Here is a 23,142-nt window from a genome sequence, read left to right on the forward strand (position 1 = left end):
TATTTTGATATAATTTAAGAGCATTAAATTAAGAAGGGAGTTCTTTTTATGACTGTTGCTAAAATTGTTTATGCTAGCCTGACAGGTAATACTGAGGAGATTGCAGATATTGTTGCTGAGGCTTTAGAGGAAAAAAATATTGATGTTGAAATAAATGAGTGTACCCAAGTAGATGCAGCTGATTTTTTAGAGGCTGATATTTGTATCGTGGCATCTTATACTTACGATGATTTTGAGCTACCCGATGAAATCATTGATTTTCATGAAGAATTGTTAGAGCTTGATTTGACTGGTAAAGTTTTCGGTGTAGTTGGTAGTGGCGATTCTTTTTACACTTACTTCTGCCAAGTTGTAGACCAGTTTGATAAAGCCTTTATTTCTACTGGCGCAACTAAAGGCGCTGATTCAGTAAAAGTTGAATTAGCAGCTGAGGAAGATGATATTGTTTCTTTAGAAGCTTTTGCGCAGAAACTTGTAGAAACTCAAGCCTCTTTATAGGATTATCTTGCTTATAATAAAGTGAGGCAAAAGTCAGTTTTATTCCAATTGCTTGGATCAAAACGACTTTTGCCTCACTCTTTTGTTTTTCATCAAACTATAAAAGTGCCTTTTACGAACAATAGAAAGTAAATGACAATTCTGTTTCTATTACCGAAACTAGAACGATGTTATAGTGAAATTAGGATTATTTCTTAATGACTTATTAACGATTTTTAAAATACTAACCATCTCTTCATTCGTCGCTTGAATCCTTCCACTTGTTGCTAATGATGCTAGCCCTGTTGCTGTAATCCAGTTACCTAAAAAGGCTGTATTCATTTCTTCTTCTGACATACCATTGTATTCTTCTTTTAATTTTGCTTTTTCAAGGAACATTTCTAAACCGAATTTATTCAATAACTCTCCATCAGCGTGTTCTTCAACAAATAATGCTCTAAAAAGCATTTTTTCATTTTTGGCAAACTCAACATAATTTAACGTTAAATCTATAATTGGGTCACCAGAAATTTCTTTGTTAAATACTTCATCTCTTAAATATTTTTCAACTTCTTCAAAAAACGCTTCCCTTAAATCATCCATATTCTTAAATTCTAAATAGATGGGTTGAGTTGAGCTTTTCATTTTGCTGGCAATATTTCTTGCAGTAAAACCAGAAAAACCCTCTGTTGCGACAACTTCATGTGCAGCATTTAAAATATGCTCTCTTGTAATTGTTTTTTTTCTAGCCACGAGATTTCCACCTTTCTTTGTAATCACTATTTTTTATAATAAAAAAACTTTTTTGTTCTTCTATTTGTCATAATTGTATCATGAATTTTTAATAATACAAATATTTTAAATTATTTTTTGTAATTTTTTATTGTTTTTCGCCTTTTTTTATTCAGTTATTTATAAGTATAGTTAATTGATATAAGCTTGTTCTTATGCTACTATTTATAGAAATAAATGTTTTTTAGGAGGAATTTATTCATGGTATTAAAGAACTTTGATGCGTTATTAAAAAATTATGCAAAATTGATTACAAAAGTGGGCGTTAATGTCCAAAAATCACATACGGTTGTTGTTCAAATTCAAGTTGAACAAGCACCTTTAGCACGTTATATTGTCAGTGAAGCTTATAAATTAGGAGCGAAACAAGTTATCGTTCAGTGGACAGATGATTTCATTAGTCGTGAAATGTTTGTTAATGCTGATCAAGAAATCATCGAAACAGTTCCTCAATATAAAATTGACGAGATGAATGATTGGGTCGAAAAAGGCGCTAGTCGAATTAGTGTTGTTTCTCAAAATCCTGATGCTTATGCTGGTGTTGATAACGATCGTCTATCTACTTATCAATTAGCGATGGGTAAAGCAATGATGCCTCTTCGCCAAGCAACACAAGCCAACAAAGTTAGCTGGGTAGTTGTTGCAGCGGCTGGTAGTGATTGGGCAAAAAAAGTTTTCCCTCATTTAGAATCAAATGAAGAACAAGTAGATGCTTTATGGGAATCTATTTTTAAAGTGACTCGCATGTATGAAGCTGATCCAATTCTTGCATGGGAAAACCATGATAAATTATTAGAAAAAAAATCAGCTGAGTTAAATGCTGAACAGTTCGATGCACTTCATTACACTGCACCTGGTACTGATTTGATTATCGGTTTGCCTGAAAATCATCACTGGGAAGGTGCTGGTAGTTTAAACGTGCGTGGCGAACGCTTTATGGCCAACATGCCTACTGAAGAAGTTTTTACCGCTCCTGATAATCGACGCATTGATGGGATCGTATCAAGCACTAAACCTTTAAGCTATTCTGGTAACACTCTAGAAAATATGACTTTTGTTTTTAAAGATGGTAAAGTGGTCGACGTTAAAGCTGAAAAAGGTGAAGAAGTATTGAAGAAACTACTTGAAACGGATGAAGGAGCTAAAAGTTTAGGTGAAGTCGCTCTTGTGCCTGATAGTTCTCAAATTTCTCAATCCGGTTTAACTTTCTTTAATACATTGTTCGATGAAAATGCTTCTAATCACTTAGCCTTAGGATCTGCCTATGCTTTTAATATTCAAGGTGGTACTGAAATGAGTGAAGAAGAATTAATCGCTGCTGGATTAAATCGTAGTCAAACCCACGTCGATTTCATGATTGGTTCTAATAAAATGAATATTGATGGTATAAAAAAAGATGGCACTCGTGTTCCTGTATTCAGAAATGGTGAGTGGGCATAATCATAAAAAAGAGGTTGACCTAAAAATTGTCAGCCTCTTTTTTTATTTGTAAGTTTTAATAGTCTGGAGATAAAAAATAACTTCGGCAGAAATAAACCAAATACTTCTATCACAACTTCTTTTTTTCTTTATTTAATAATGCTTTTATTCGATCTACTTTTCCCTTTTGGTACAATTCTTGATTTAAAACTTCTGTATAATCAATCACTCTACTTTTCAGATATGCTTGATTGCTAAATAATTCATTTAATTGTTCTTCAAAATCAAGAAAAGCAGACTGATTTAAATAAGCTCTCACACTTGCTTCTTCTTCTAATTCAGTAACTTCTTCAATCACTGCTTCTAAACGCCCTAATTCACTAACGGCTTTGCCAAGATACTTATGGTGAGTTGTTAAATCGATGGCTATTCTTGGTTCCATAATATATGTTTCACTCTTAAGTAACGCTTTATACAAGGCGTAAGGTGTTAATTTTCTAAATTCAGATGGCGTACTTACCGGACTAAAGAATTCTGCATCTGTTAGTGTTATTGTTGTATCAATCATACCGTAGTCATATAATCCTACCTCAACTTCCTCAAACACAGCTTCTTTAATGGCATTTTGGAACGCTTGTTTTAAATAACCAGTCGTCACCAAACTATCAAAAATAATACCTTTTCCTTGATTTGGTTCAACTTTCAGTGTCATAGTCGCCCAATATGGGTTTAGATTTTCAAAAGCCTCTATACAACCATAAGCAATCTTTTTAGGCTGCTCTTTGTACATAATTTTTGGTTGTGAAATAACCAATGATTTGAAAGCGTATCGACGTCTTAATGTTTCCTCTATGTACTCTCTTTGAACTTGACCAAAAATCTTCACTGATACTTCACTTGTTTTTTCATCAATTGAGAAATCAATCAAAGGATCTTCTTCATACATTTCTGATAAATATTTAAGTAACGTCTCTCTTTCTTTTATCTCAACCTCAAAAATAATCTTTAATGTTGGTTTCGGCAACGTCATCTCATTTATTTTTTTTATACCGATTGTATCGCCAATTTTTAGATTTTCCTTATTGGGAATCATAAAAATATCACCAGCAGAAATCTCGTTAACTGGTACCAATTGATTATCTTTCAAAACAAACAAGGGATTCATTTTAATCGTATCCAATTGGTTTAACACGTATGATTGATGTTTGATTATTTTTCCAGAAACTAATTTAAAAAATGCTTGTTTTTGACCATTATCAAATGCCACTTTATATAAATAAGCACTATTATCACTGTTATTTGAAGGAATTAATTCTATTGTTGTAAGGTAATTCAATAATTTTTTAACACCTTGGCCACTAACAGCTGATCCTTCTAAAATCGGAAACAGTTTTTGGTTTAAAAACAACTCATTTTTAGCTTGTTCTAATTGAGATGAGTTAATAGCTACCCCTTCCACAAACTGATCAAATAATTTTGGCGTTTGTTCAATAATCAAATCCTCGGTCTCACCATCTATCGTTGCTTCAATTGGTAATAATCTGTTGGTTAATTTTTTTCTTATTTCATCTTTAATATACCCAACTCTAGCTGTTTCCAAATCAACTTTGTTTATAAAGAATACCGTTGGAATCCCCGCTTCCTTTAGCGTGTCAAAGATTCTTCTTGTTTGAATGGGTAACTCTCCTACACTTGAAACAACTAAGATAGCAACATCTATAACATTTAAAGAACGAATTACTTCACCGTAAAATTCAATATGGCCTGGCATATCTAGAATATTTATTTTAGAATGCTCCCATTCTAATGAAACCGATGCTGATTTTATGGTAATACCACGTTCTTTTTCAATTTCTAATGTATCAGTCACTGTATTAGCTTGTTTAATACTCCCTGATTGGTAACTTTTATGTGTCATACTATATAATTTTTCTGTGAGTGATGTTTTTCCAGCGTCTACATGGGCAACTATCCCCACATTAATCATTTTTTCCATACAAAAAGACTTCTATGGTTTTTCAAAGTTTAAAAAATACCCTTGTCATTACCATAGAAGTCTTAATTCACGACCCTCTAAAAGATTCAAGAGTATTTCTTTTGAAAGTACACCAAATAAGCCTAATATAAAGCATTATTTAAAATGTACTATAAAGAAATACTCCGAAGCATATGCTGATCACTCACTTTATTTTTTTGTGTTACTTTTAAATCGATTTTAAAGAATAAATTAAATTTTATCAAATATTATTCCTAATTTCTAAACTCTTTTTGTACGTCCACGAGAGGATTCGAACCTCCGACCTACCGCTTAGGAGGCGGTCGCTCTATCCAACTGAGCTACGAGGACTTGAAATTAACATTACTATTCTCTCACTAACAAAGGTAAATGTCCATCTCAATTTTTTAACCATAACTTTTTTCAATCGCATTTAACATGCCAATAAATCTTTTCTTTTTAAAAAATCCTAAAATAATGCCGAATAACATATCATTCATTTTTTGAAGAGCACCATGAGAAACCATTTCTTCTTTATAGGTAATTTCACACTCTCTATCATTAATTTTTTTTATTTTATAATGAACTGTAAAATCATTATTAGAGGTTGTTGTTCTATATTGGTATTCTTCATTTTCTTTTAACTTTTGAATAGTTATCTTTGCTTTACTACTTTTAGAAAATTCTTTTACATACGTATAATTCTCAGCATTTTTTAATTCTATAGCATTACCGGTTGATTGAGTAATATCATATAAAATCGATTCTGTTATTTTTTTATAAAAAAATGTTGCTGGTACATTTAAATTCTTTTTAATTTCCATTATGTTTTTCCTCTTTGTTTTCCTTTATTCCTTTAAAAAATAAAATACCACCACTCGTGATAAAGAAAATTGAACTTGTCATTAATAAAAAATCATATTGCTGTTTGGCTGGATTGACACTAAATAAAAACATTATTAAACCAATACTAACCAAAAATAATCCATTTTTAAGCATATTTATCCCACTCTCTTTTTAAATTGCTGTTGCTTGAAAGAAAAGTATATTTCCCCAAATTTGTGCTTTTATAATATCTTTAGCTTGTTTGGCTGCTAATTCAAAATCAGTCGTTCCTTCTATCACAAAAATTAATTTAATACCTTTCTTTTCTTTATACCTGAATGTTATGCCTTCTATTTCTTGTTCATTCAATAACTCAATTATTTTATCTTGTTCCATTGCCACATTAATTGCTATCATTTTATATTCTCCTTATTATTTATTCTATTAATAATAGTGTCTGACTTACATGCCTGTCTCTTCTTAGTTTCACGAATATTATTTGTAGTCAAAGGATAAAAAGTCGCTTAAATAAAAACGACTTTTAATCCACTCGTTTTATTATTACCTATCTAATCATCATTACCTGGAACCATTTTATTTGCTGCAATAACAAATGGCGCATAGATAAAGAAGGCAACTATCATACAAATAATAGTTACGATCGGTGCTCGCCAATCTAATCCAGTTGCTAAGAATGATAATAGAATTGGTGGCGTTACCCAAACAACTTGCTGCGATACAGGGTTAACTAATCCTGCGGTCGTTGCAAAATAACCAATCGCTGTTGTTACTACTGGTGCTAAAATAAAAGGAATAAACATAATCGCATTTAATACGATTGGTAAACCAAACATAACTGGCTCGTTAATATTGAAGATACCAGGGCCTAATGATAATTTACCTACAGCTCTATAGTCTGCTCGTTTTGAAAACATTAAAATAGCAATAATCAAAACTAAAGTTCCACCTGATCCGCCAAACATTGTGTACGCATCAAATGAACCACGAACCCATAAATAGCCTTGCTCTTTAACTAACTCTACGCCACCCTCGTTAAATAAATTAACATTTTTAATTTGAGCGACACCCCAGATACCTTCTAAAACTGGTGCTAGAACATTCATACCATGAATACCAAAGAACCAGAATAGTTGAATAAGAATCGATACTAAGAGAACCGCACCAAATCCCTGTGATAAACCTAATAATGGCTCTGCGATAAATTTTTGTACCCAATCTATAAATAACATACCATCCGTTAATTTGCCAAATACAAAATTAAATGTAGCTATGGCATATAGCGCTGCAGTTGCAGGAATAATTGCTGCAAAAGCTTTACTTACTGCTGGTGGTACTTGTTCTGGCATCTTAATAGTAACATTGGCTAACATTAACTTAGCATAAATAATTGTTGCAATGAAACCTAAAATCATCGCTGTGAAGAAAGCGTTACCATCTAAATGCGCTAGTTTTAGCCAACCCCATCCAGAAGCTGTCAAGCCATCTGCTGTGGCACTCCAACCAGCATCAGCAAATTTATCATTAATAGTTGTCACTAATTCTTTTGGTACAGCCGTTTCTACAGTTGTAGAAAATGAAAAAGCAATTCCTTGAATTAAAGCAGATAAGGAAACAATTCCCCCAGCTAATTCATTAACTCCGTAAGCTTTTGAAATATTATATCCCAATGAAAAAGCAAAAATTAAACCGGCAATAGCTAATGTTCCATTCCACACATAACCATTTATTCCAATAATTTCTCTGAATATCGGTATAGTAGTAGCGTCATATCCATCTATAAATTGTGTTGGTAAATCTCGAATAATTGCATTGATTAGTACAGCAACCGATCCAGCCATCGTTGCTGGCATTGTTCCGATAAAAGCGTCTCTTAATGCGACTAAATGTTTTTGATTTCCGATTCTTCCTGCAATTGGTAATAAATATCTTTCAAGCCAAGCTGTTAATGCATTCATTTTTCCTTCTCCCCTTTTTCTTTATCCTCTAATTCTTTATAATACTTTTTTTACTTCTCCCTTCTTCATTTATCATGTTACTATAAGCAAGTTTCGTGCCAACTAATCTTTATTACAATCCTTGTTACATCAACAAATTCTATAACATAGAATTTACACTATATACTTTATTTCTATTACACACTAAAACAGTGTGTAAAGCGCTATCATTTGCAATAAAAAAAGAAGCCTACTTACGACTTCTTTCACTGTGTTAAGCCTTTACTTCACTATTCGACGATGCAACTCAATAATTTCAACGGCTAGATCTTTAAAAGCAATAGCTGTCATTAAGTGATCTTGACTATGGACGGTTAATAAAGTAACTGTCATGTTGTCACCTTGAGCTTCTTTTGTTAATAAGCCTGTTTGAGATCTATGAGCTAAAGTTAGTGACTCTTCTGAAGCTTTTATTTTTTCATCAGCTAATTCAAAATTTCCCTCTTTAGCCGCTTGGATGGCTTCCATTGCGTCACTTTTGGCATTTCCTGAATTCATAATCAAACCCATAATTGATTCTAAATTTTGTTCATCCATCTTCTCTACCTACCTTACATTCCTTTTTAGTGTTTATTCACCCATTAATTTTAATGCTGCGTCTAATACATTTTCACCATTCATCATGCCGTAATCAGACATGTTAATCACTTCTAAAGGAATGTTTTTTCCTGCTAATTTTTCTTCAAATTGCGCTTTCATAAAACGAACTTGAGGACCTAATAACATAACATCTACTTCTTGTTTCTCTAAGTGACCATCTGCTTCTGATGCTGACACTGCAAAAATATCAGCTTCAAGGCCTCTTTCTTCTGCTGCTTTTTCCATTTTAGTTACTAAAAGGCTTGTACTCATTCCTGCTGAACATACTAACATTATTGTTTTTTTTGACATATCAACCACTCCTCAATTTAATTTACACTTATATATAAGCAACTATCATGCCAACTTTCCGAATAAAGAATCCTCTATATATAAGCATTTCTATCTAATTATAGTATACAACAAAAATTACACACTGCGTTAGTGTGTAATTTTTCATTATATGACAATAACTTATATCTGATACTTTATTATTATTTATTTTGATTTCTAAAATCTAACCAATATAATAAACAGCTTCCAGGAAGTACAATTATTAGTAGTAACATTAAAACGCCTGTTAAATTTCTTTCTGAAAAAAAGATAATGCCCATAGTGATAATTGCCATTACCATTAAAAACACATCGCTTTTTTCTAAGCTACTTTTAGTTTTTTGCTTTCTATTAATCATCTCTATTACACCTACTTTGTTTTCTATTAACTATAATTATATACAAGTTTTCCTATTTAATTATTAATATATTATGTTTTATTTCTTAAGTTTTATTAAGTGGACTATAAAAAGATAACGAACGTTACAATTAATGTAATATCCGTTATCTTCAGATTAATTTTCAATTTTGTTTTTCAAATACATTTCAGTAATATAAGCAATTTCATCGCTTGGAACTTTTATTTGGTATTTTTTTTCTAAAACAAGGATATTCATCTTAACAATATCCATCTCATAGCGGTTATTCTTTTTAAAGGCTGATAGTTCATTGAATAACCTTTGATGTTTACCCGTTAATAAGCTATCTACTAAAAATGAAATATGCAGTAAAATCCCCATATCAACACCTGGTTCTAAAACTAGAGATAATTCTGTTTCAATTTTTCCAGTAATTTCTTTAACTTCATCCAATAGCTCATGTAAAGATGAGACACTCTTAATAGCACCATCTAGCGACTGAGATAACTCTTCTACCGAAATTTCTTTATAAACTAATTGTCTTAGTTTAGTTAGTTGGTCGTCTTTAAAAATATCATACGCAGAAAAGAAAGGGACATTTTGGTAATCAATATCCACAGTTCCCACAATGGCTTTGATTTCGTAAGTATCCATTAACTCGTCCATTCTATTTCTGAAAGCCATCTTTTCCAAAAACTGCATTTGAATGATTGTTATTTCATCACTCTCTAAAACTGGTTTAATTCGCTCTGCTAACCTATTAGCGACTCCTTCTCCAGTAAAACAAGTGACAACGACAGCTTTTTTCAATGATGTGACTTGTTTGAATTGACTATGGACTGCTGTTTCAAAAGATAATTGAATATTTTGGTAAATTTCTTTTAAACTACGTCCAACACTTGCCATCCTGACAGACTCTAAAACAACTAAAGTACTCACCATTGAAATTGTTTTTGTCGTGATTCCAGTTTCCTTCATCAGCATATGACTGAATGTATTTAAAGAACCCATGTCAGTTAAAATTAGGACTCCACTTGATAAGTCTTCTTTATTTTGAAGAACGTAATTTTTAACTTGTTCGTACATCGTGGTGACTTCCATCGTGAGAGGCATATTAAATGCCACGCCTGATTCTACATCTAGCAAATCTTGAACTGCATCCAACATACTTGATGCGGTAGATTTTCCATGCATTAACAAGAAAACTTTTACTTTGTTTTCTTGTTTTTCGATATCATCACTAATATCTAAAGTTAAAAACATGGTGATAAAGCCGATCTCATCAAAGGGAATATCAATCAAAAATTCTTTTTCAATCAAACTTGATAACTCGATTGCTACTTGAAATTCTGCTAAATATTTTTTCCTAATCCCATTTAAATCTGGATGAACAATCATTTTTTCATTCTTAATTCTTTCAATCGTACTTTGAAGATGCATCGAAAAAGTAAACCGTGTCCTCTCGTTAAAGCGACGTTTTAATTTTTCTTCTGCTATATCATAAAGTCGATCGGTTAAATGCCAGATTTTAGGATCAATCAATTCTTTATGAATATCATTTCGTGATAACTCATTTACATACACTTCAAAGTACTGATTTAGATTTTTCTCAATTAATCCTTCTAAATTAATTTCTTCTAATTCTACTTTTGAAAGTGACAATACTTTATCATCAATAGTCGAATAAACATCCATTTCTTGTGTTTTATCCTGTGTCCAGACAACTTGGTCGCTCCCTGGTTTAAAGGTTAGGCTAGTTATGGAAGATTCAAAGAAACGATCTATCCGATCACCTAAATCTTTTATTTTTAGTAAGCCTTTTTGAACTTGCAAAGGTAAATCATTAACTCCCACACTTAAATGATCCGTATCATTTGTTCGGTAGTGTAAAAAAGCTTTGGCACAAATCAACTTCAAATCTCGTTTTACTTGCCCAATATTCCCTTCTGTACTATACAACATGAACGCTAGAATCACATCACGATCTACCACAATTCGATTATTCAACCGTCCTGCTTCTTGAGTTAGGAAAAGGGTGATGATTTCAAAGCGTTCATCTAATGTTCTTGTGTCTAATGAGGGGAGCGTAATACTCATTGGAATTCTTCGATTAAAGGTGGCTAAAAATATGTCTGTTGATTCTGTCGTCGCACCAATTATTTGAACTGAAGCAGAATATGTTTTCGAACTTTCTCCTAATGGTCGATAAGTTCCTTTATCGATGAATGTAAATAACATTTCTTGTCCTTCAGGTGGTAATCGGTGAATTTCATCTAAGAATAAAATTCCACCATCTGCTTTTGAAATTAACCCTGGACTGTCCACATCCGCACCTGTAAAAGCCCCTTTTTTAACCCCAAAAATATGGCTAAATAATAACTGAGGGGTCTGAGCATAATCTGCGCAGTTAAAAGAAATAAATGGCGCATCTTTTTCCATTGACTCTGAGCTCAATCCAAATTCATACATACATTCAGCAAAAAGGGATTTTCCTGTACCACTTTCCCCAAAAAGAATCGTATGTAAGCCCCGTGGCGGGTATAGCATAGCCGCTTTTGCTTGCTGGATTGATAACTTTAATGATTCCTCTTTCCCAACTAAGTTATCAAAAGACACTAGATTCAGATTTTTTGATTCTTTTTTAGTACGCACTACTGCGTATAAAACAGGACGTCCGTCAATTCGCTCAATTTTATTTTCTTTAAATAATTCCGATAAATGACGACTAACATTACTTCTCTCTAAGTCTAGTTGTTCTGCTATAACTAGCGCACTAAGTGGTTCTTTTGCTTCTTGTAAAATATTAAATATCTGATTTTTTCTACTAGACATACCCAGCCTCCTAATATCTATTTCCAGTGGATGCCTTTATTTTTGTTTCTATTCGTCCGATTTTTTTTCTTTTTCTTAGGTTTTTCTTCTACTTCTTTTGCTTTTTTAATTACTTTTTTCTCGATGGGTTTATCAATTTTTTTTGATTCTTTCTTTTTAGGTTGCTCGGGTAATTCTAATTCAGCTTCCTCTTCTTCAGTTAAAATCTGATTATGGCTAACAAAAACTTCTTTTAATTCTCGATCCATTCCTTTTATCATTTTCTTTAATTCTCGAATTTCACGCTCATTAACTAAACTGATTACTTCCCCATTTTTGCCCATTCTCCCCACACGACCTGAACGATGGACGTAATTTTCAGCATTGATTGAAATATCATATTGAACAACATAAGTTAAATCAGAAAAATCTAGACCTCTTGCTCCAATATCAGTCGTTAACAAAAGTGATACTTTATTTTTTTCAAAATCTTCAATCGCTCTTTTTCTTTCTGATTGATGCTGATCAGAAGCTAGGGTTCTGTGATCAATTCCTAAATACGTTAGACGTTCCGATGCCACACCGAGTTCACTTAATTGATTGAAAAAAACGAGTCCTTTAAAATTATCCACATAAGATAATCTTCTTAAAGTATCTGATCTTTTTCTAGTAGGTGCCTCTATGTAAGTATGTCTGATCACACCTTTAGTTGTATCTTCTTTGGTCACATCCACTATTTCTGGTGTCACTTTAAAAAGCGTATCAACCTCTGGTAAAATCACTTGTCCTGTTGCCGAAACAGCAACAATTTGTGTATCTGCCATGACACTCTTCATCACACTTTTAGTGGCATTATATTCAACTTGGGCGACCAAATCATCTACTTCATCTAGAACTAGTGTCTTAATTAAATGCGCTTTGATTTTTTTGGCTTTGATTAATTCTAACACTCGTCCTGGTGTTCCCACTAAAACTTCTGGACGTTTTTTTAATCTTTCCATTTGACGACTAATATTAGCACCACCAATAATACTCTGAATATTTAGATCCAGCGGCTTAATCCAGTCTCTTGTCACTTCAGCCACTTGAGACGCTAATTCTTGAGATGGTAGTAAAATTAACAATTGATTTCCCCCACCTTTTTCAACTGTTTGTAATAACGGTAAAAGATACGCTAAGGTTTTTCCTGATCCTGTTGGCGAGATACCTAAAACACTTTTCCCTGTTTTTAAGGGCATAAACATCTCTTCTTGAATTAAAGTGGGTGCTTTAAAATTTTCTTTTTCCCATTTTTCTTGCCATTCTTTTAGTAACTCTTCAAACATACTCATATCATTCTCCTAATTTTTATTTGTCCGCATCAAAAATAATGCCTGATTGTTTACGTAAGTTCTCCATCACTTCATGCACTTCTTTTGCTAATTGAATCCATTTTTGATATTTTTTTTGTTGTTCCACACTCATCGGATTTTGAATCACTTGGCTAAAAGCGATTGCTTCTTCTATCATCGGATTCTCCGTCTTAGGATTTCCATAATGAAGTTCAACTAATTTACCAGCTTCACGTTTTTTTACATTAATCTCTTGAATCGAATTAATGGCATCCAAACAAATGGTGCTATCACTTAAGTAAATTTCAGATGGTAAGTAACTATCGGCATTTTTTCCAGTCATCATCGTCACATCAAACTCATCGTATCTAAAAATCATCGTTCCTAATCCATCCACTTCAGTCACTAGTTTTTGATTAAAATAGAAGCTTTCATTTGGTTTTCCAAACCAACCAATCGCTGTATACACAAGATAAACACCTAAATCCATTAAGGCGCCACCTGAAAATTTAGGTGAAAATATATTAGGTTCTTCACCTCTAAGAACAGCATCATAACGTGATGAGTATTTCATAAAGTTTAAATTAGCACCTAAGATGTCCTCACGATTTTTGACTAAGGCTCTTACTCGTTCATAATTTTCTTCATGAATATTTCTTGCAGCTTCAAAATAAAACACTTCTTTTTCTTCTGCTAAATCAATCAACTCTTCAATTTCTTTCAAAGTAGATACGGCAGGTTTTTCAACAATAACGTGTTTCCCTGCTTCGATCGCTCCTTTGGCTTGTTCATAATGCAAACTATTAGGTGATGCGATATAAATAACATCAATATCAGCTAATTCATAAAAAGCCAAAATATTAGTTTCACATTTTATTTGATCATTATTATCATATTTTTCAGCAAACTTTTTAGCACGACCTTCACTTCTTGAATAAACTGCCTTCAACTGATATTCTTCACTTGCGATAGCGGCTTTTACAAATTCATGTGTAATCCAATTTGTGCCAATAATCCCTAAATTTAACATTTCCCCTCAACCCTTCTCTATCTTAAATGGAATCTTCTTATCTATTTCAACTAAATTGGGTGTCACCCTCGTGTTATACACTTGAACGTCTAACCCTTGATCTATCCCTTTTTTAAAAGCTTCATTTAAAGCCGGTTGCATCACATGATTAATTGTACCAAACTCAATATTTTCAAATTGTGCCACAAATATAACACCTCTTAAATAACCATCATTTTTGGAGTCAATCAATGTTTCAACATGCTTTAAACCACGTAAGGTTGGCGCATCTGGAAACGAGCCAACTCGATTATCCTCTAAGGTCATTCCTTTAACTTCTATTAAAAGGCGCTCGCCTAAATTAGTTTCTATCAAAAAATCAAAACGCGAATCTTTATAGGTGTATTCTCGTTTATAGGTAAGCTTTTCGCCCTTTAGTATATCAAATTTTATTAAATTTTGCTTGATTCCTTCTTCTACCAAATTGTTTGGAAGTTGGCTATCAATATTAAACCAGCTATTTTTCTTTTTTACAGCTATTAAATCATATTTAGTTTTTCGTGTTGGCTTGTCTTGAAAATTAACCGCCACTTCTACCCCTGGAATAAGTAACTCCTTACATCTCCCTGTATTTTTAACATGGGTCGTAATTTCTTCGCCGCCTTTTTTTAAACAAGTTGCGATAAAGCGATTTTGTCTTTCTTTAAATATTACGATTTCTACTGCTTCATATTCAGCCAAGTTGCTACCTCCTCAACTTTTGTATTGCTTCTTATTGTAACACTTTCAATAAGGTTTAACATTTTTAATCCTCTTAACTAAACCTACTTGCCACAGCTTTTATAGGTACTATATATAACTATGAAGTAAAAAGATGTGTTATGATGAATAAAAAAATGACCTATTGTATTTAGGAGAAGAAAATATGTATAACTATTATGGAAAACTAGCAACTATTGTCTATGAAATCACCAAACCAGTGGGAACCTCTTTAAATGGAGATATTGATTACTATAGCGAACGCTTAGAAGGCATTACTGGGAGGGTTCTTGAAGCAGGCGTTGGAAGTGGAAGAATGCTCATTCCTTTGCTTGAAGAAGGTTTTAATCTTGAGGGACTTGATCAATCATCTGATATGCTTTCTGCTTGTGAGAAGAACCTAGAAAAAACGCAATTACATACACAATTACATCAAGAAGATCTTTCTTCATTTTCATTAGGACAAGAAATTTTTGAAGCCATTATCTTACCTACTGCGACTTTTTGTTTAATTGAAAATGAAAAATTAGCCTATCAAACACTGACTAATTTTTATCAACATCTCACAGTGGGCGGAAAATTAATTCTTGATTTAGATTTACCTTTTTATCCAGAAGTGGAAGAAACAACGACGACAAGTTTTACTTTATCTGATAGTGAAGTCATTACCTTTGAGAAAAAAATCATCAGCATTGATTTTTTAAAACAACACATTGTCTATCATCTGACTTATTCTCTTTGGAAAAATGGAGAACTTATCAAAACTGAACTTCAACAATTTTTACTTCGTTGGTACGGAATAAATGAATTTAAGCTTATGCTTGAAAAAGTTGGCTTTAAAAATATTAGTGTATCAGCTGATTATGATTTTGAAACACCTCCAAATGATAGTAATCAAACGATTACTTTTGAAGGAATTAAATAAAAAAGAGGCCACCCTCAAAATCTAACTGAGGGTGGTCTCTTCATTGTATACTTCTGATTAGCATTTATTAAAATGACCAACTAGTTTTTATTATCTAAAATAGTTTCTGCTTTACTTTTTATTTTTTCACCAAAATCATTTATTTTTTTTCTACTGTCTTTAATTTCTGTAACTACTTGACCAATAGAATCTAATTCTTTATCAGATAAATCGTCTACAATATTTAATAATTTTTCGTTGCCACCAAATTTTTCATTAACAACTTTTTTTGTTTTGTAACGTGTAGCTTCATGCTCAAACTTTTCGATAATTTTTTCTGAAAAAACGACTGTGGCATATACACCTGCAAGGGTTGCTACACTAAATCCTATACCAATTTTTGTGCTTGTTTTCATAAAAATCATTCCTTATCTCTTATTTATTTTTTGATTACTAATAAATTGTACCATATATATTGAAAACGATAAAATAAAAACACTTTATCACCTATTTCGTATATTTATACAAATAATTTTTAATAATTAGGGAATAAAAAGTCTACTCTCACAATAAATTCACCAAGAGATGCTTAAAAAGTTATATCTACAATAACTTAAAAAAACTCCTAACCTTATTTGGGTCAGGAGTTTTTTTTGTTTATTCAGCTTCTTCTTGGAACTGACTATTATACAATTTTTCATAGAAGCCTTTTTTAGCAATTAAAGTCTCATGGTTTCCTTGTTCGATAATTTGCCCCTGATCCATGACTAAGATTAGGTCAGCATCTCGAATAGTCGATAGCCTGTGAGCGATCACAAAACTTGTTCGACCTTCCATAACTTTATCCATAGCCTTTTGTATCAAGCTTTCTAAACGTGTATCCACTGAACTTGTTGCTTCATCTAAAATCAGAATTTTAGGATCTGAAATGACAGCACGCGCAATGGTTAGTAATTGTTTTTGACCTAAGGAAACGTTATCTCCCTCTTCATTGATTGCCATGTTATAACCATCAGGCATCGTTCGTATAAAATGATCCACATTGGCTGTTTTAGCTGCATCAACTACTTCGTAATCTGTCGCATCTAATTTACCAAATCGTATGTTTTCACCAATCGTATCATTATAAAGCCACGCATCTTGAAGTACCATGCCAAAAAGAGAACGGACATCACTCCGGTTCATTTTTTTAGTATCCACACCATCAATTTTGATAGCTCCCTCAGTCACGTCATAGAAACGCATTAGAAGATTAATCAATGTCGTTTTACCTGCACCGGTTGGACCAACAACAGCGACTGTTTGTCCACTTTTGACTTCAACATTTAAATTTTCAATTAGAGGTTTCTTTGGATCGTAACTAAATGAGACATTCTCAAAAGTGACATGACCTTCAATTTTTTCTGGTAATGGAATATCTTGTTCATTTAAAATATCTTCTGGTTCATCCATAATTTCAAAGACACGTTTCGTTGCTGCTGATGCACTTTGAATGACAGATGACAATTGGGTAATTTGTCCCATTGGTTGGCTTACTTGCCAGACATATTGAATAAAGGCTTGTAAGTTACCAAGTAGCAATGTGCCTTGAATGATATAGTAAGAACCAAAAACAGCTACACCTACATACGCACTATAGGCTGTTAAGTTCACTAAAGGCATCATTAATCCCGAAATCGCTGCTGCTCTAAATCCATTATGAGCTAATTTTTTATTAACAGCTTTGAAATCAGTCATTGTTTGTTCTTCTCGGCCATACAGTTTTAAAACATTAAATCCTGTTAAGTTTTCTTGAACAAATCCGTTTAAGTCTCCTAAAGAATCTTGTTGTTTTTTGAAATATTTTTGAGAAATATTAACAACCACTTTAGAAATAATGATTGATAGTGGAATGATAATAATAACAATCAGTGCTAATTTAGTATTGATCATCAACATCGCTGCAATCGCAATCGTCAAACCTAATACGGCATTGATAATGGCAATAAAACTTTGTTGCATCGCATTACTCACTGCATCCACATCATTTGTCACCCTAGATAACACATCTCCAAATTGATTTTTATCAAAATAAGAGACTGGTAGACGATTAATTTTTTGGTCTAAATCGCGTCTTAAATCTCGCATTGAATGTTGAACCACATTTGTCATAAACAATTGTGACAAATAATTAGCCGCACTATAGACTACACCAATAATCAATAAAATGATTAGTACCTTGCCAATATAATTAAAATCAACTGCTTGTCCATCTTTAATATTCTGAGCTATTTTTGTTGTTGGTAACCCTGTTACATAGGGCATAACCCCATTCATAACAACTGCTACTACAGCCATCAGTATTGCCAAGAAAAAACTACCTTTATAAGGAGAGATGTAGGCATACAATCGACTTAATAATCCGAATGATTTTTTCATGCTAACTCCTCCTCTGTTAATTGTGATGAAGCAATATCGTAATAAATAGAACAGTCTTTTAGTAATTCTTTATGCGTTCCTGTTCCTACCACATTACCTTCGTTTAAAACAATAATTTTATCTGCATGCATAATCGTACTGATACGCTGTGCGACAATTAAAACCGTTGATTCAGTTGTTTCTTTTTTCAGCCTTGTTCTTAAGGTTGCGTCTGTTTTATAATCTAAAGCTGAAAAACTATCATCAAACACATAGATAGCAGGTTTTCTAATCAACGCACGGGCAATTGCCAAACGTTGTTTTTGCCCACCTGAAAAGTTTGAACCACCTTCAGAAATAGGTTCTTCTAAGCCTTTTTCTTTTTGAGCTATAAATTCTGTTGCTTGAGCAATATCTAAAGCTTCACGCATCTCAGTTTCAGTTGCATTAGGCTTACCATATCTTAGATTGCTTTCAATCGTTCCTGAAAAAAGGAGCGCTTTTTGAGGAATGAAGCCAATCTTATGTCGTAAAGCTGATAATTTATAATCCCTTACATCTACACCATCAATTGTAATTGAGCCTCTTGAAACATCATAAAATCTAGGAATTAATTGAATTAACGTCGACTTACCACTACCAGTACTTCCAATAAAGGCTACTGTTTCCCCTGGATTAGCGGTAAAAGACACATCACGAATCACAGGACTTTCTGAGTTTCCTGGATATGCAAATGATACATCGTTAAATGATAAAACGCCATTTGTTTCAGTTTCTATTATGCCACTCACGTTATCTTGAATAGCTGGTTCCATATCTAATACTTCTTGAACGCGGGCTGCTGAAACTGCTGCACGTGGATACATCATAAAAACCGATGAAAACAAGAGGAATGAAAATAGTGCATGGAATATGTACTCAATAAACGCTATTAAGTTTCCTACTTCTAAGCTACCTGCATCGATTTGAACACTACCAAACCAAATAACAAGAACCATTACAATATTAAATAGAAAGAAAAAGGCCGGTTGTGCCGCTGCCATTAATTTAAATAATTTTTTTGAACTTTCCGCATACTCTGTATTTACTTTATCGAATCTCTTTTCTTCAAACGGCTCATTAACAAAAGCCCGGATAACTCGAAGTCCTGATAAATTTTCTCTTAAAATCTTATTAATATTATCCAGATTCTTCTGTTGTTTATCAGACAAAGGCTCTGAACGTTTTCCAATAATTAATATACCACCTAATAAAAATGGTAGGGCGCCTATTACAAAGGCCGTTAACGAAGGACTCGTCCTTACAATCATAAAAACACTTGAAATAAACATAATTGGTGTGATAAATCCCATTCTTAAGATCATTCCCATAAAGGTCATCACTTGGAAGGCATCATTGGTTGTCCTTGTAATGAGGGAAGACATGCCAATCTTTTCATATTCTTGATGTGAGAATCGTTGGATATTTTCCATCATATCATCTCTCATGTGTTGAACTAATTTCGTGTTTATTTTAGCCCCCACAATGGCCAGACCAATATATAATATTATCCCTACAATAATCGTCATAATCATGAAACTACCCATTTTTTTTACGTACTCAAAATCACTGTTAACAATTCCTACATCCAACATTTTTGCTAGCAATGTAGGTAAGCCTAACTCTATGATCACAAAACCAAAAACGCAGATCATATTAAGAAGTAGCAGCCCTTTTTGTCGCATTGCATAATGCCACATTGTTTTCATCTAACCATCTCCTAACTATAAAAAAATAAAAACTATGCTTTTTCTAACATACCATATTTATTTGAATTATTTGAAAAAAGCCTATTTTTTTTGATTATTCTGAAAGGACATTTTTTATTTTTGTCGCATAAATAGATTAAAAAAAATGAGGCTGACCTAAAATGTCAGTCTCATTATTTTTCGCTGATTTCCTTTAATTGTTGATTTCTTTTTTTTCTGCCATTGTTGTTTTTATTTGACCTACTAAAACTGATAGCATTCCCAATGTAAATATAATATTAATTAATATATTTCCTTGGCAAAAAACAACTGCTATTAAAATATTCATAATTAGTCCAAATACCAAAATACTTAAAATCATTAACTTCCCCCTTAACTTTAACCACCTTTATTATACTAGTTGAAACTTAAAAAATAAGTCATAAATTCTTAGTTTTTTCTGAATTTTATCTTAGTTTTAAAAATGGTATAATAAAAGAAAAAGAAAGGTTTGATTAAAATGTCTCACATAAACGAAGCGACTGTACCCGAAAAGGACCTATTAGCAACTGGTTATCGAAAATATTCAGGTGATACGATGGACATCTTCTATAATACAGATAAATGTCAGCACGTTGGCAATTGTGTTCGTGGTAACCCTAGTGTTTTTGAAGTTGGCAGGCGACCATGGATCATGACTGATAACGCTGATAACTCTACTAATGAGTCTGTAGTTAATACTTGTCCTACAGGAGCTTTAAAATTTATTAAAAAGGAGCTAAAATAAATGATTACTTATGTTGAAGAAAAAAATTGCTTTGTTGCCTTTAGTTCAGATCAAAAAGAAGCCGGTGAAATTACTTGGTCTAGTGCAGGAGACACAATGATTATTATCGACCATACTTATGTAGATCAAACATTTAGAGGACAAGGTATTGCTGAAGAGCTCGTTGCCCTTGCAGCTTCTTATGCAAGAAAAAATCACAAAAAAGTTATTCCCCTTTGTCCTTTTGCTAAAAAGGTATTCGAACAAAAAACAGAATATCACGATCTTTTAAAATAAAAAACTAAAATCAAAGAGAACATCATTAACTCTTTGGTTTTAGTTTTTTTGTGTAAGGAATGTTTCTATACAATTACTTGTGATTATGATAGAATGAACCTAATTGTTGAGGGAAAATCCTTCACACGCGAGACGGTGAATTTTTATCTTAGAATGAAACACAACAAGGTTTCATGTTTCTACAGAAACTATTTCAGTAGGAACTATAGTGAAAAAACAGGTGCTATCTACACCTCAGTTTGTTGTGTTTAAAATTATATTAACTCACTAAAAAAACAATCAAAGGAGATTTTTATATGATTTATAAAGTATTGTACCAAGATAACAAAAAAAATAGCCCACAAAGAGAAAAAACTCTTTCTCTTTATATCGAGGCAACTTCCCCAGTAGAAGCAAGAAGAATAATCGAAACTAATACCCCGTATAATATAGAGTTAATTCAACTTTTAGAAGGCAACCACTTAGAGTATGAAAAAGAAAATACTGACTTTAAACTTGTGGAGTTTGAGTAATTATGAAAGTTCAAATAAAAAACAATGAAACAGGTGTTTTTGGCATCGGTGGACTTGGTGAAATTGGAAAAAATACGTATGGGGTCCAATTTCAAGACGAAATTATTATGATTGATGCTGGTATTAAATTTCCAGAAGACGATCTATTAGGTATCGACTATGTCATTCCTGATTATCAATATATCCTTAAAAATTTAAGTAAAGTCAAAGCACTTGTAATTACCCATGGTCATGAGGATCATATCGGTGGGATTCCTTTTCTTTTAAAACAAGCCAATATTCCTATCTATGCTGGACCTCTTGCTATGGCTTTAATTCGTAACAAGCTTGATGAACATGGTTTACTAAGAGATGCTGAACTTCATGAAGTGAATGAAGATTCTGTTATAAAATTTAGAAAAACTTCGATTAGCTTTTATCGAACAACTCACAGTATCCCAGAAGCTAATGGGGTTATTGTTAAAACACCTTCTGGAAACATTGTCTACTCAGGAGATTTTAAATTCGATTTTACTCCTGTAGGTGAACCAGCAGACTTACATAAAATGGCTAGATTAGGTGAAGAAGGCGTATTATGTCTATTATCGGATAGTACAAATGCTGAAATTCCTGATTTCACTAAATCTGAAAAAGTCATTGGCGAATCGATTTTAAAAATTATTGAAAAAGTTGATGGTCGTGTTATTTTCGCAACTTTTGCTTCTAATATTTTTAGATTACAACAAACTGCTGAAGCTGCTGTAAAAACTGGACGAAAAATTGCTGTCTTTGGACGTAGTATGGAAAATGCTATGGTCAACGGTCGTGCCTTAGGTTACATAAATGTACCAGATGATACATTTATCGATAGTCGTGAAATTAATAAATATCCAGCTAACGAAATTATGATTTTATGTACTGGTTCTCAAGGTGAACCTATGGCCGCTTTAAGTCGCATCGCTAACGGAACTCACCGTCAAATTTCGATTCAACCAGATGATACAGTTATTTTCTCAAGCTCGCCTATTCCAGGTAACACAACTAGTGTGAACCGCCTAATTAACTTACTCTCAGAAGCGGGAGCTAATGTTATTCATGGTAAAGTCAATAACATTCATACTTCTGGGCATGGTGGTCAACAAGAGCAAAAATTACTATTACGTTTGTTAAAACCTAAATATTTTATCCCTGTTCACGGTGAATATCGTATGTTAAATGTTCATTCACAATCAGCACAAGCTACAGGTGTAAAAAAAGAAAATTGCTTTATCTTAGAAAATGGAGATGTTTTAGCTCTTACAGCCGATAGCGCACGTCGAGCTGGACATTTTATAGCAGATGATGTTTATGTAGATGGTAATGGAATTGGTGATATTGGCAATATTGTCTTAAAAGATCGTCGTATTCTTTCTGAGGATGGTTTGGTCTTAGCCGTTGCAACTGTGGATTATAAAACACAAACGATTGTTGCTGGACCTGACATTTTATCTCGTGGCTTTATTTATATGAGAGAATCTGGTGAATTAATTCAAGAATCTCAACGTATTTTGTTTAACGCCATCAGAAAAGCTTTAAAACATAAAGATTGTAACGAAGAAATGCTGAACGAAGTCATTGTTAATGCTATTCAACCGTTCTTAATAGAACAGACCGAACGTCATCCAATGATTTTACCTGTTGTTTTAGAAACTAACTAAATAAACTATTTTCCAAAAAAGAGGGTGGGTCAAAAGTTGTTTTGCTCTGAGCAAGTGGAGGTAAAAACGTACAATCGGTCTTTTTGATTGATCGTTTTTGGTGAAGTTGTCGTGAGAGCAGACTTTTTATCCCCTGACTATTAAAAATTATTCATATA

Annotated in this window: 24 protein-coding genes and 1 tRNA gene; 7 read left to right on the forward strand and 18 right to left on the reverse strand. The window is 32.8% G+C overall.

Annotation, left to right across the window (positions count from 1 at the left end; genetic code table 11):
* Positions 1-48 precede the first annotated feature (48 nt).
* Positions 49-498 carry a flavodoxin gene (locus FM121_RS04180; protein ID WP_086950904.1) on the forward strand — a complete coding sequence of 150 codons (450 nt, stop codon included), beginning with the start codon at positions 49-51 and terminating at the stop codon, positions 496-498.
* 159 nt (positions 499-657) lie between these two features.
* Here FM121_RS04180 and FM121_RS04185 read toward each other — a convergent pair whose 3' ends face one another.
* Positions 658-1,230 carry a TetR/AcrR family transcriptional regulator gene (locus FM121_RS04185; protein WP_086950905.1) on the reverse strand — a complete coding sequence of 191 codons (573 nt, stop codon included), beginning with the start codon at positions 1,228-1,230 and terminating at the stop codon, positions 658-660.
* A 240-nt stretch (positions 1,231-1,470) separates the two neighbouring features.
* Between FM121_RS04185 and FM121_RS04190 the strand changes: the two genes are divergently transcribed.
* On the forward strand, positions 1,471-2,709 hold the full coding sequence (locus tag FM121_RS04190; protein ID WP_086950906.1) for an aminopeptidase: 1,239 nt from the start codon (positions 1,471-1,473) through the stop codon (positions 2,707-2,709).
* Positions 2,710-2,818: 109 nt separating this feature from the next.
* On the opposite strand, the gene FM121_RS04195 is transcribed toward FM121_RS04190, so the two are convergent.
* From FM121_RS04195 to sfsA, 13 genes are all read right to left on the reverse strand, one after another.
* Entirely contained in the window at positions 2,819-4,684 is a 1,866-nt protein-coding gene (locus tag FM121_RS04195; protein WP_086950907.1) for an elongation factor G, read from the reverse strand.
* Between the two features lie 277 nt (positions 4,685-4,961).
* Positions 4,962-5,035: transfer RNA gene (locus tag FM121_RS04200), tRNA-Arg, on the reverse strand.
* Positions 5,036-5,091: 56 nt separating this feature from the next.
* On the reverse strand, positions 5,092-5,508 hold the full coding sequence (locus FM121_RS04205) for a DUF3284 domain-containing protein (protein ID WP_086950908.1): 417 nt from the start codon (positions 5,506-5,508) through the stop codon (positions 5,092-5,094).
* Entirely contained in the window at positions 5,498-5,683 is a 186-nt protein-coding gene (locus FM121_RS04210) for a DUF3188 domain-containing protein (RefSeq protein WP_086950909.1), read from the reverse strand. The genes FM121_RS04205 and FM121_RS04210 overlap by 11 nt, the downstream gene beginning before the upstream one ends.
* A gap of 18 nt (positions 5,684-5,701) precedes the next feature.
* A complete protein-coding gene (locus FM121_RS04215; RefSeq protein ID WP_086950910.1) occupies positions 5,702-5,926 on the reverse strand; it encodes a hypothetical protein in 225 nt (74 codons plus the stop codon).
* Positions 5,927-6,078: 152 nt separating this feature from the next.
* Positions 6,079-7,485, reverse strand: coding sequence for a PTS sugar transporter subunit IIC (locus FM121_RS04220; RefSeq protein WP_086950911.1), 1,407 nt, complete (start codon positions 7,483-7,485; stop codon positions 6,079-6,081).
* A 261-nt stretch (positions 7,486-7,746) separates the two neighbouring features.
* Positions 7,747-8,061, reverse strand: a complete 315-nt coding sequence (locus FM121_RS04225; protein ID WP_086950912.1) for a PTS lactose/cellobiose transporter subunit IIA — start codon at positions 8,059-8,061, stop codon at positions 7,747-7,749.
* A 33-nt stretch (positions 8,062-8,094) separates the two neighbouring features.
* Positions 8,095-8,415, reverse strand: a complete 321-nt coding sequence (locus FM121_RS04230; RefSeq protein WP_086950913.1) for a PTS sugar transporter subunit IIB — start codon at positions 8,413-8,415, stop codon at positions 8,095-8,097.
* Between the two features lie 182 nt (positions 8,416-8,597).
* Positions 8,598-8,795, reverse strand: coding sequence for a hypothetical protein (locus FM121_RS04235; protein ID WP_086950914.1), 198 nt, complete (start codon positions 8,793-8,795; stop codon positions 8,598-8,600).
* A 156-nt stretch (positions 8,796-8,951) separates the two neighbouring features.
* A complete protein-coding gene (locus FM121_RS04240) occupies positions 8,952-11,627 on the reverse strand; it encodes a sigma 54-interacting transcriptional regulator (RefSeq protein ID WP_086950915.1) in 2,676 nt (891 codons plus the stop codon).
* Between the two features lie 17 nt (positions 11,628-11,644).
* Positions 11,645-12,937: a DEAD/DEAH box helicase gene (locus FM121_RS04245; RefSeq protein WP_086950916.1), complete on the reverse strand. Its 1,293-nt coding sequence runs from the start codon at positions 12,935-12,937 to the stop codon at positions 11,645-11,647.
* Between the two features lie 16 nt (positions 12,938-12,953).
* Positions 12,954-13,967, reverse strand: a complete 1,014-nt coding sequence (locus tag FM121_RS04250) for a Gfo/Idh/MocA family protein (RefSeq protein WP_086950917.1) — start codon at positions 13,965-13,967, stop codon at positions 12,954-12,956.
* Positions 13,968-13,973: 6 nt separating this feature from the next.
* Positions 13,974-14,687 carry a DNA/RNA nuclease SfsA gene (gene sfsA, locus FM121_RS04255; protein WP_086950918.1) on the reverse strand — a complete coding sequence of 238 codons (714 nt, stop codon included), beginning with the start codon at positions 14,685-14,687 and terminating at the stop codon, positions 13,974-13,976.
* Positions 14,688-14,871: 184 nt separating this feature from the next.
* Here sfsA and FM121_RS04260 point away from each other — a divergent pair, with 184 nt between their 5' ends.
* Complete coding sequence (locus tag FM121_RS04260; RefSeq protein ID WP_086950919.1) at positions 14,872-15,630, forward strand: class I SAM-dependent methyltransferase; 759 nt, start codon at positions 14,872-14,874, stop codon at positions 15,628-15,630.
* 80 nt (positions 15,631-15,710) lie between these two features.
* On the opposite strand, the gene FM121_RS04265 is transcribed toward FM121_RS04260, so the two are convergent.
* The 4 genes from FM121_RS04265 to FM121_RS14425 all read right to left on the reverse strand — a co-directional run bounded on the left by FM121_RS04265 (position 15,711) and on the right by FM121_RS14425 (position 20,115).
* Positions 15,711-16,025, reverse strand: a complete 315-nt coding sequence (locus FM121_RS04265; protein ID WP_086951310.1) for a hypothetical protein — start codon at positions 16,023-16,025, stop codon at positions 15,711-15,713.
* A 241-nt stretch (positions 16,026-16,266) separates the two neighbouring features.
* Positions 16,267-18,027 (reverse strand): ABC transporter ATP-binding protein, encoded by a 1,761-nt coding sequence (locus FM121_RS04270; protein ID WP_086950920.1) that lies wholly within the window; start codon positions 18,025-18,027, stop codon positions 16,267-16,269.
* Entirely contained in the window at positions 18,024-19,754 is a 1,731-nt protein-coding gene (locus tag FM121_RS04275; RefSeq protein WP_086950921.1) for an ABC transporter ATP-binding protein, read from the reverse strand. Before FM121_RS04275 ends, FM121_RS04270 begins: the two co-directional genes overlap by 4 nt.
* Positions 19,755-19,947: 193 nt before the next feature.
* Entirely contained in the window at positions 19,948-20,115 is a 168-nt protein-coding gene (locus FM121_RS14425; protein WP_179203791.1) for a hypothetical protein, read from the reverse strand.
* A 132-nt stretch (positions 20,116-20,247) separates the two neighbouring features.
* On the opposite strand from FM121_RS14425, the gene FM121_RS04280 reads away from it, so the two are divergent.
* The 4 genes from FM121_RS04280 to rnjA all read left to right on the forward strand — a co-directional run bounded on the left by FM121_RS04280 (position 20,248) and on the right by rnjA (position 22,984).
* Positions 20,248-20,520 carry a (4Fe-4S)-binding protein gene (locus FM121_RS04280; protein WP_296745840.1) on the forward strand — a complete coding sequence of 91 codons (273 nt, stop codon included), beginning with the start codon at positions 20,248-20,250 and terminating at the stop codon, positions 20,518-20,520.
* Between the two features lie 3 nt (positions 20,521-20,523).
* Positions 20,524-20,796, forward strand: a complete 273-nt coding sequence (locus FM121_RS04285; RefSeq protein WP_179203805.1) for a GNAT family N-acetyltransferase — start codon at positions 20,524-20,526, stop codon at positions 20,794-20,796.
* 296 nt (positions 20,797-21,092) lie between these two features.
* Positions 21,093-21,308, forward strand: a complete 216-nt coding sequence (locus FM121_RS04290) for a DNA-dependent RNA polymerase subunit epsilon (protein ID WP_086950924.1) — start codon at positions 21,093-21,095, stop codon at positions 21,306-21,308.
* Between the two features lie 2 nt (positions 21,309-21,310).
* Positions 21,311-22,984 carry a ribonuclease J1 gene (rnjA, locus tag FM121_RS04295; protein WP_086950925.1) on the forward strand — a complete coding sequence of 558 codons (1,674 nt, stop codon included), beginning with the start codon at positions 21,311-21,313 and terminating at the stop codon, positions 22,982-22,984.
* Positions 22,985-23,142: the final 158 nt, after the last annotated feature.

The organism is Vagococcus fluvialis bH819 (assembly GCF_900163795.1).
Lineage (GTDB): Bacteria > Bacillota > Bacilli > Lactobacillales > Vagococcaceae > Vagococcus > Vagococcus fluvialis_A.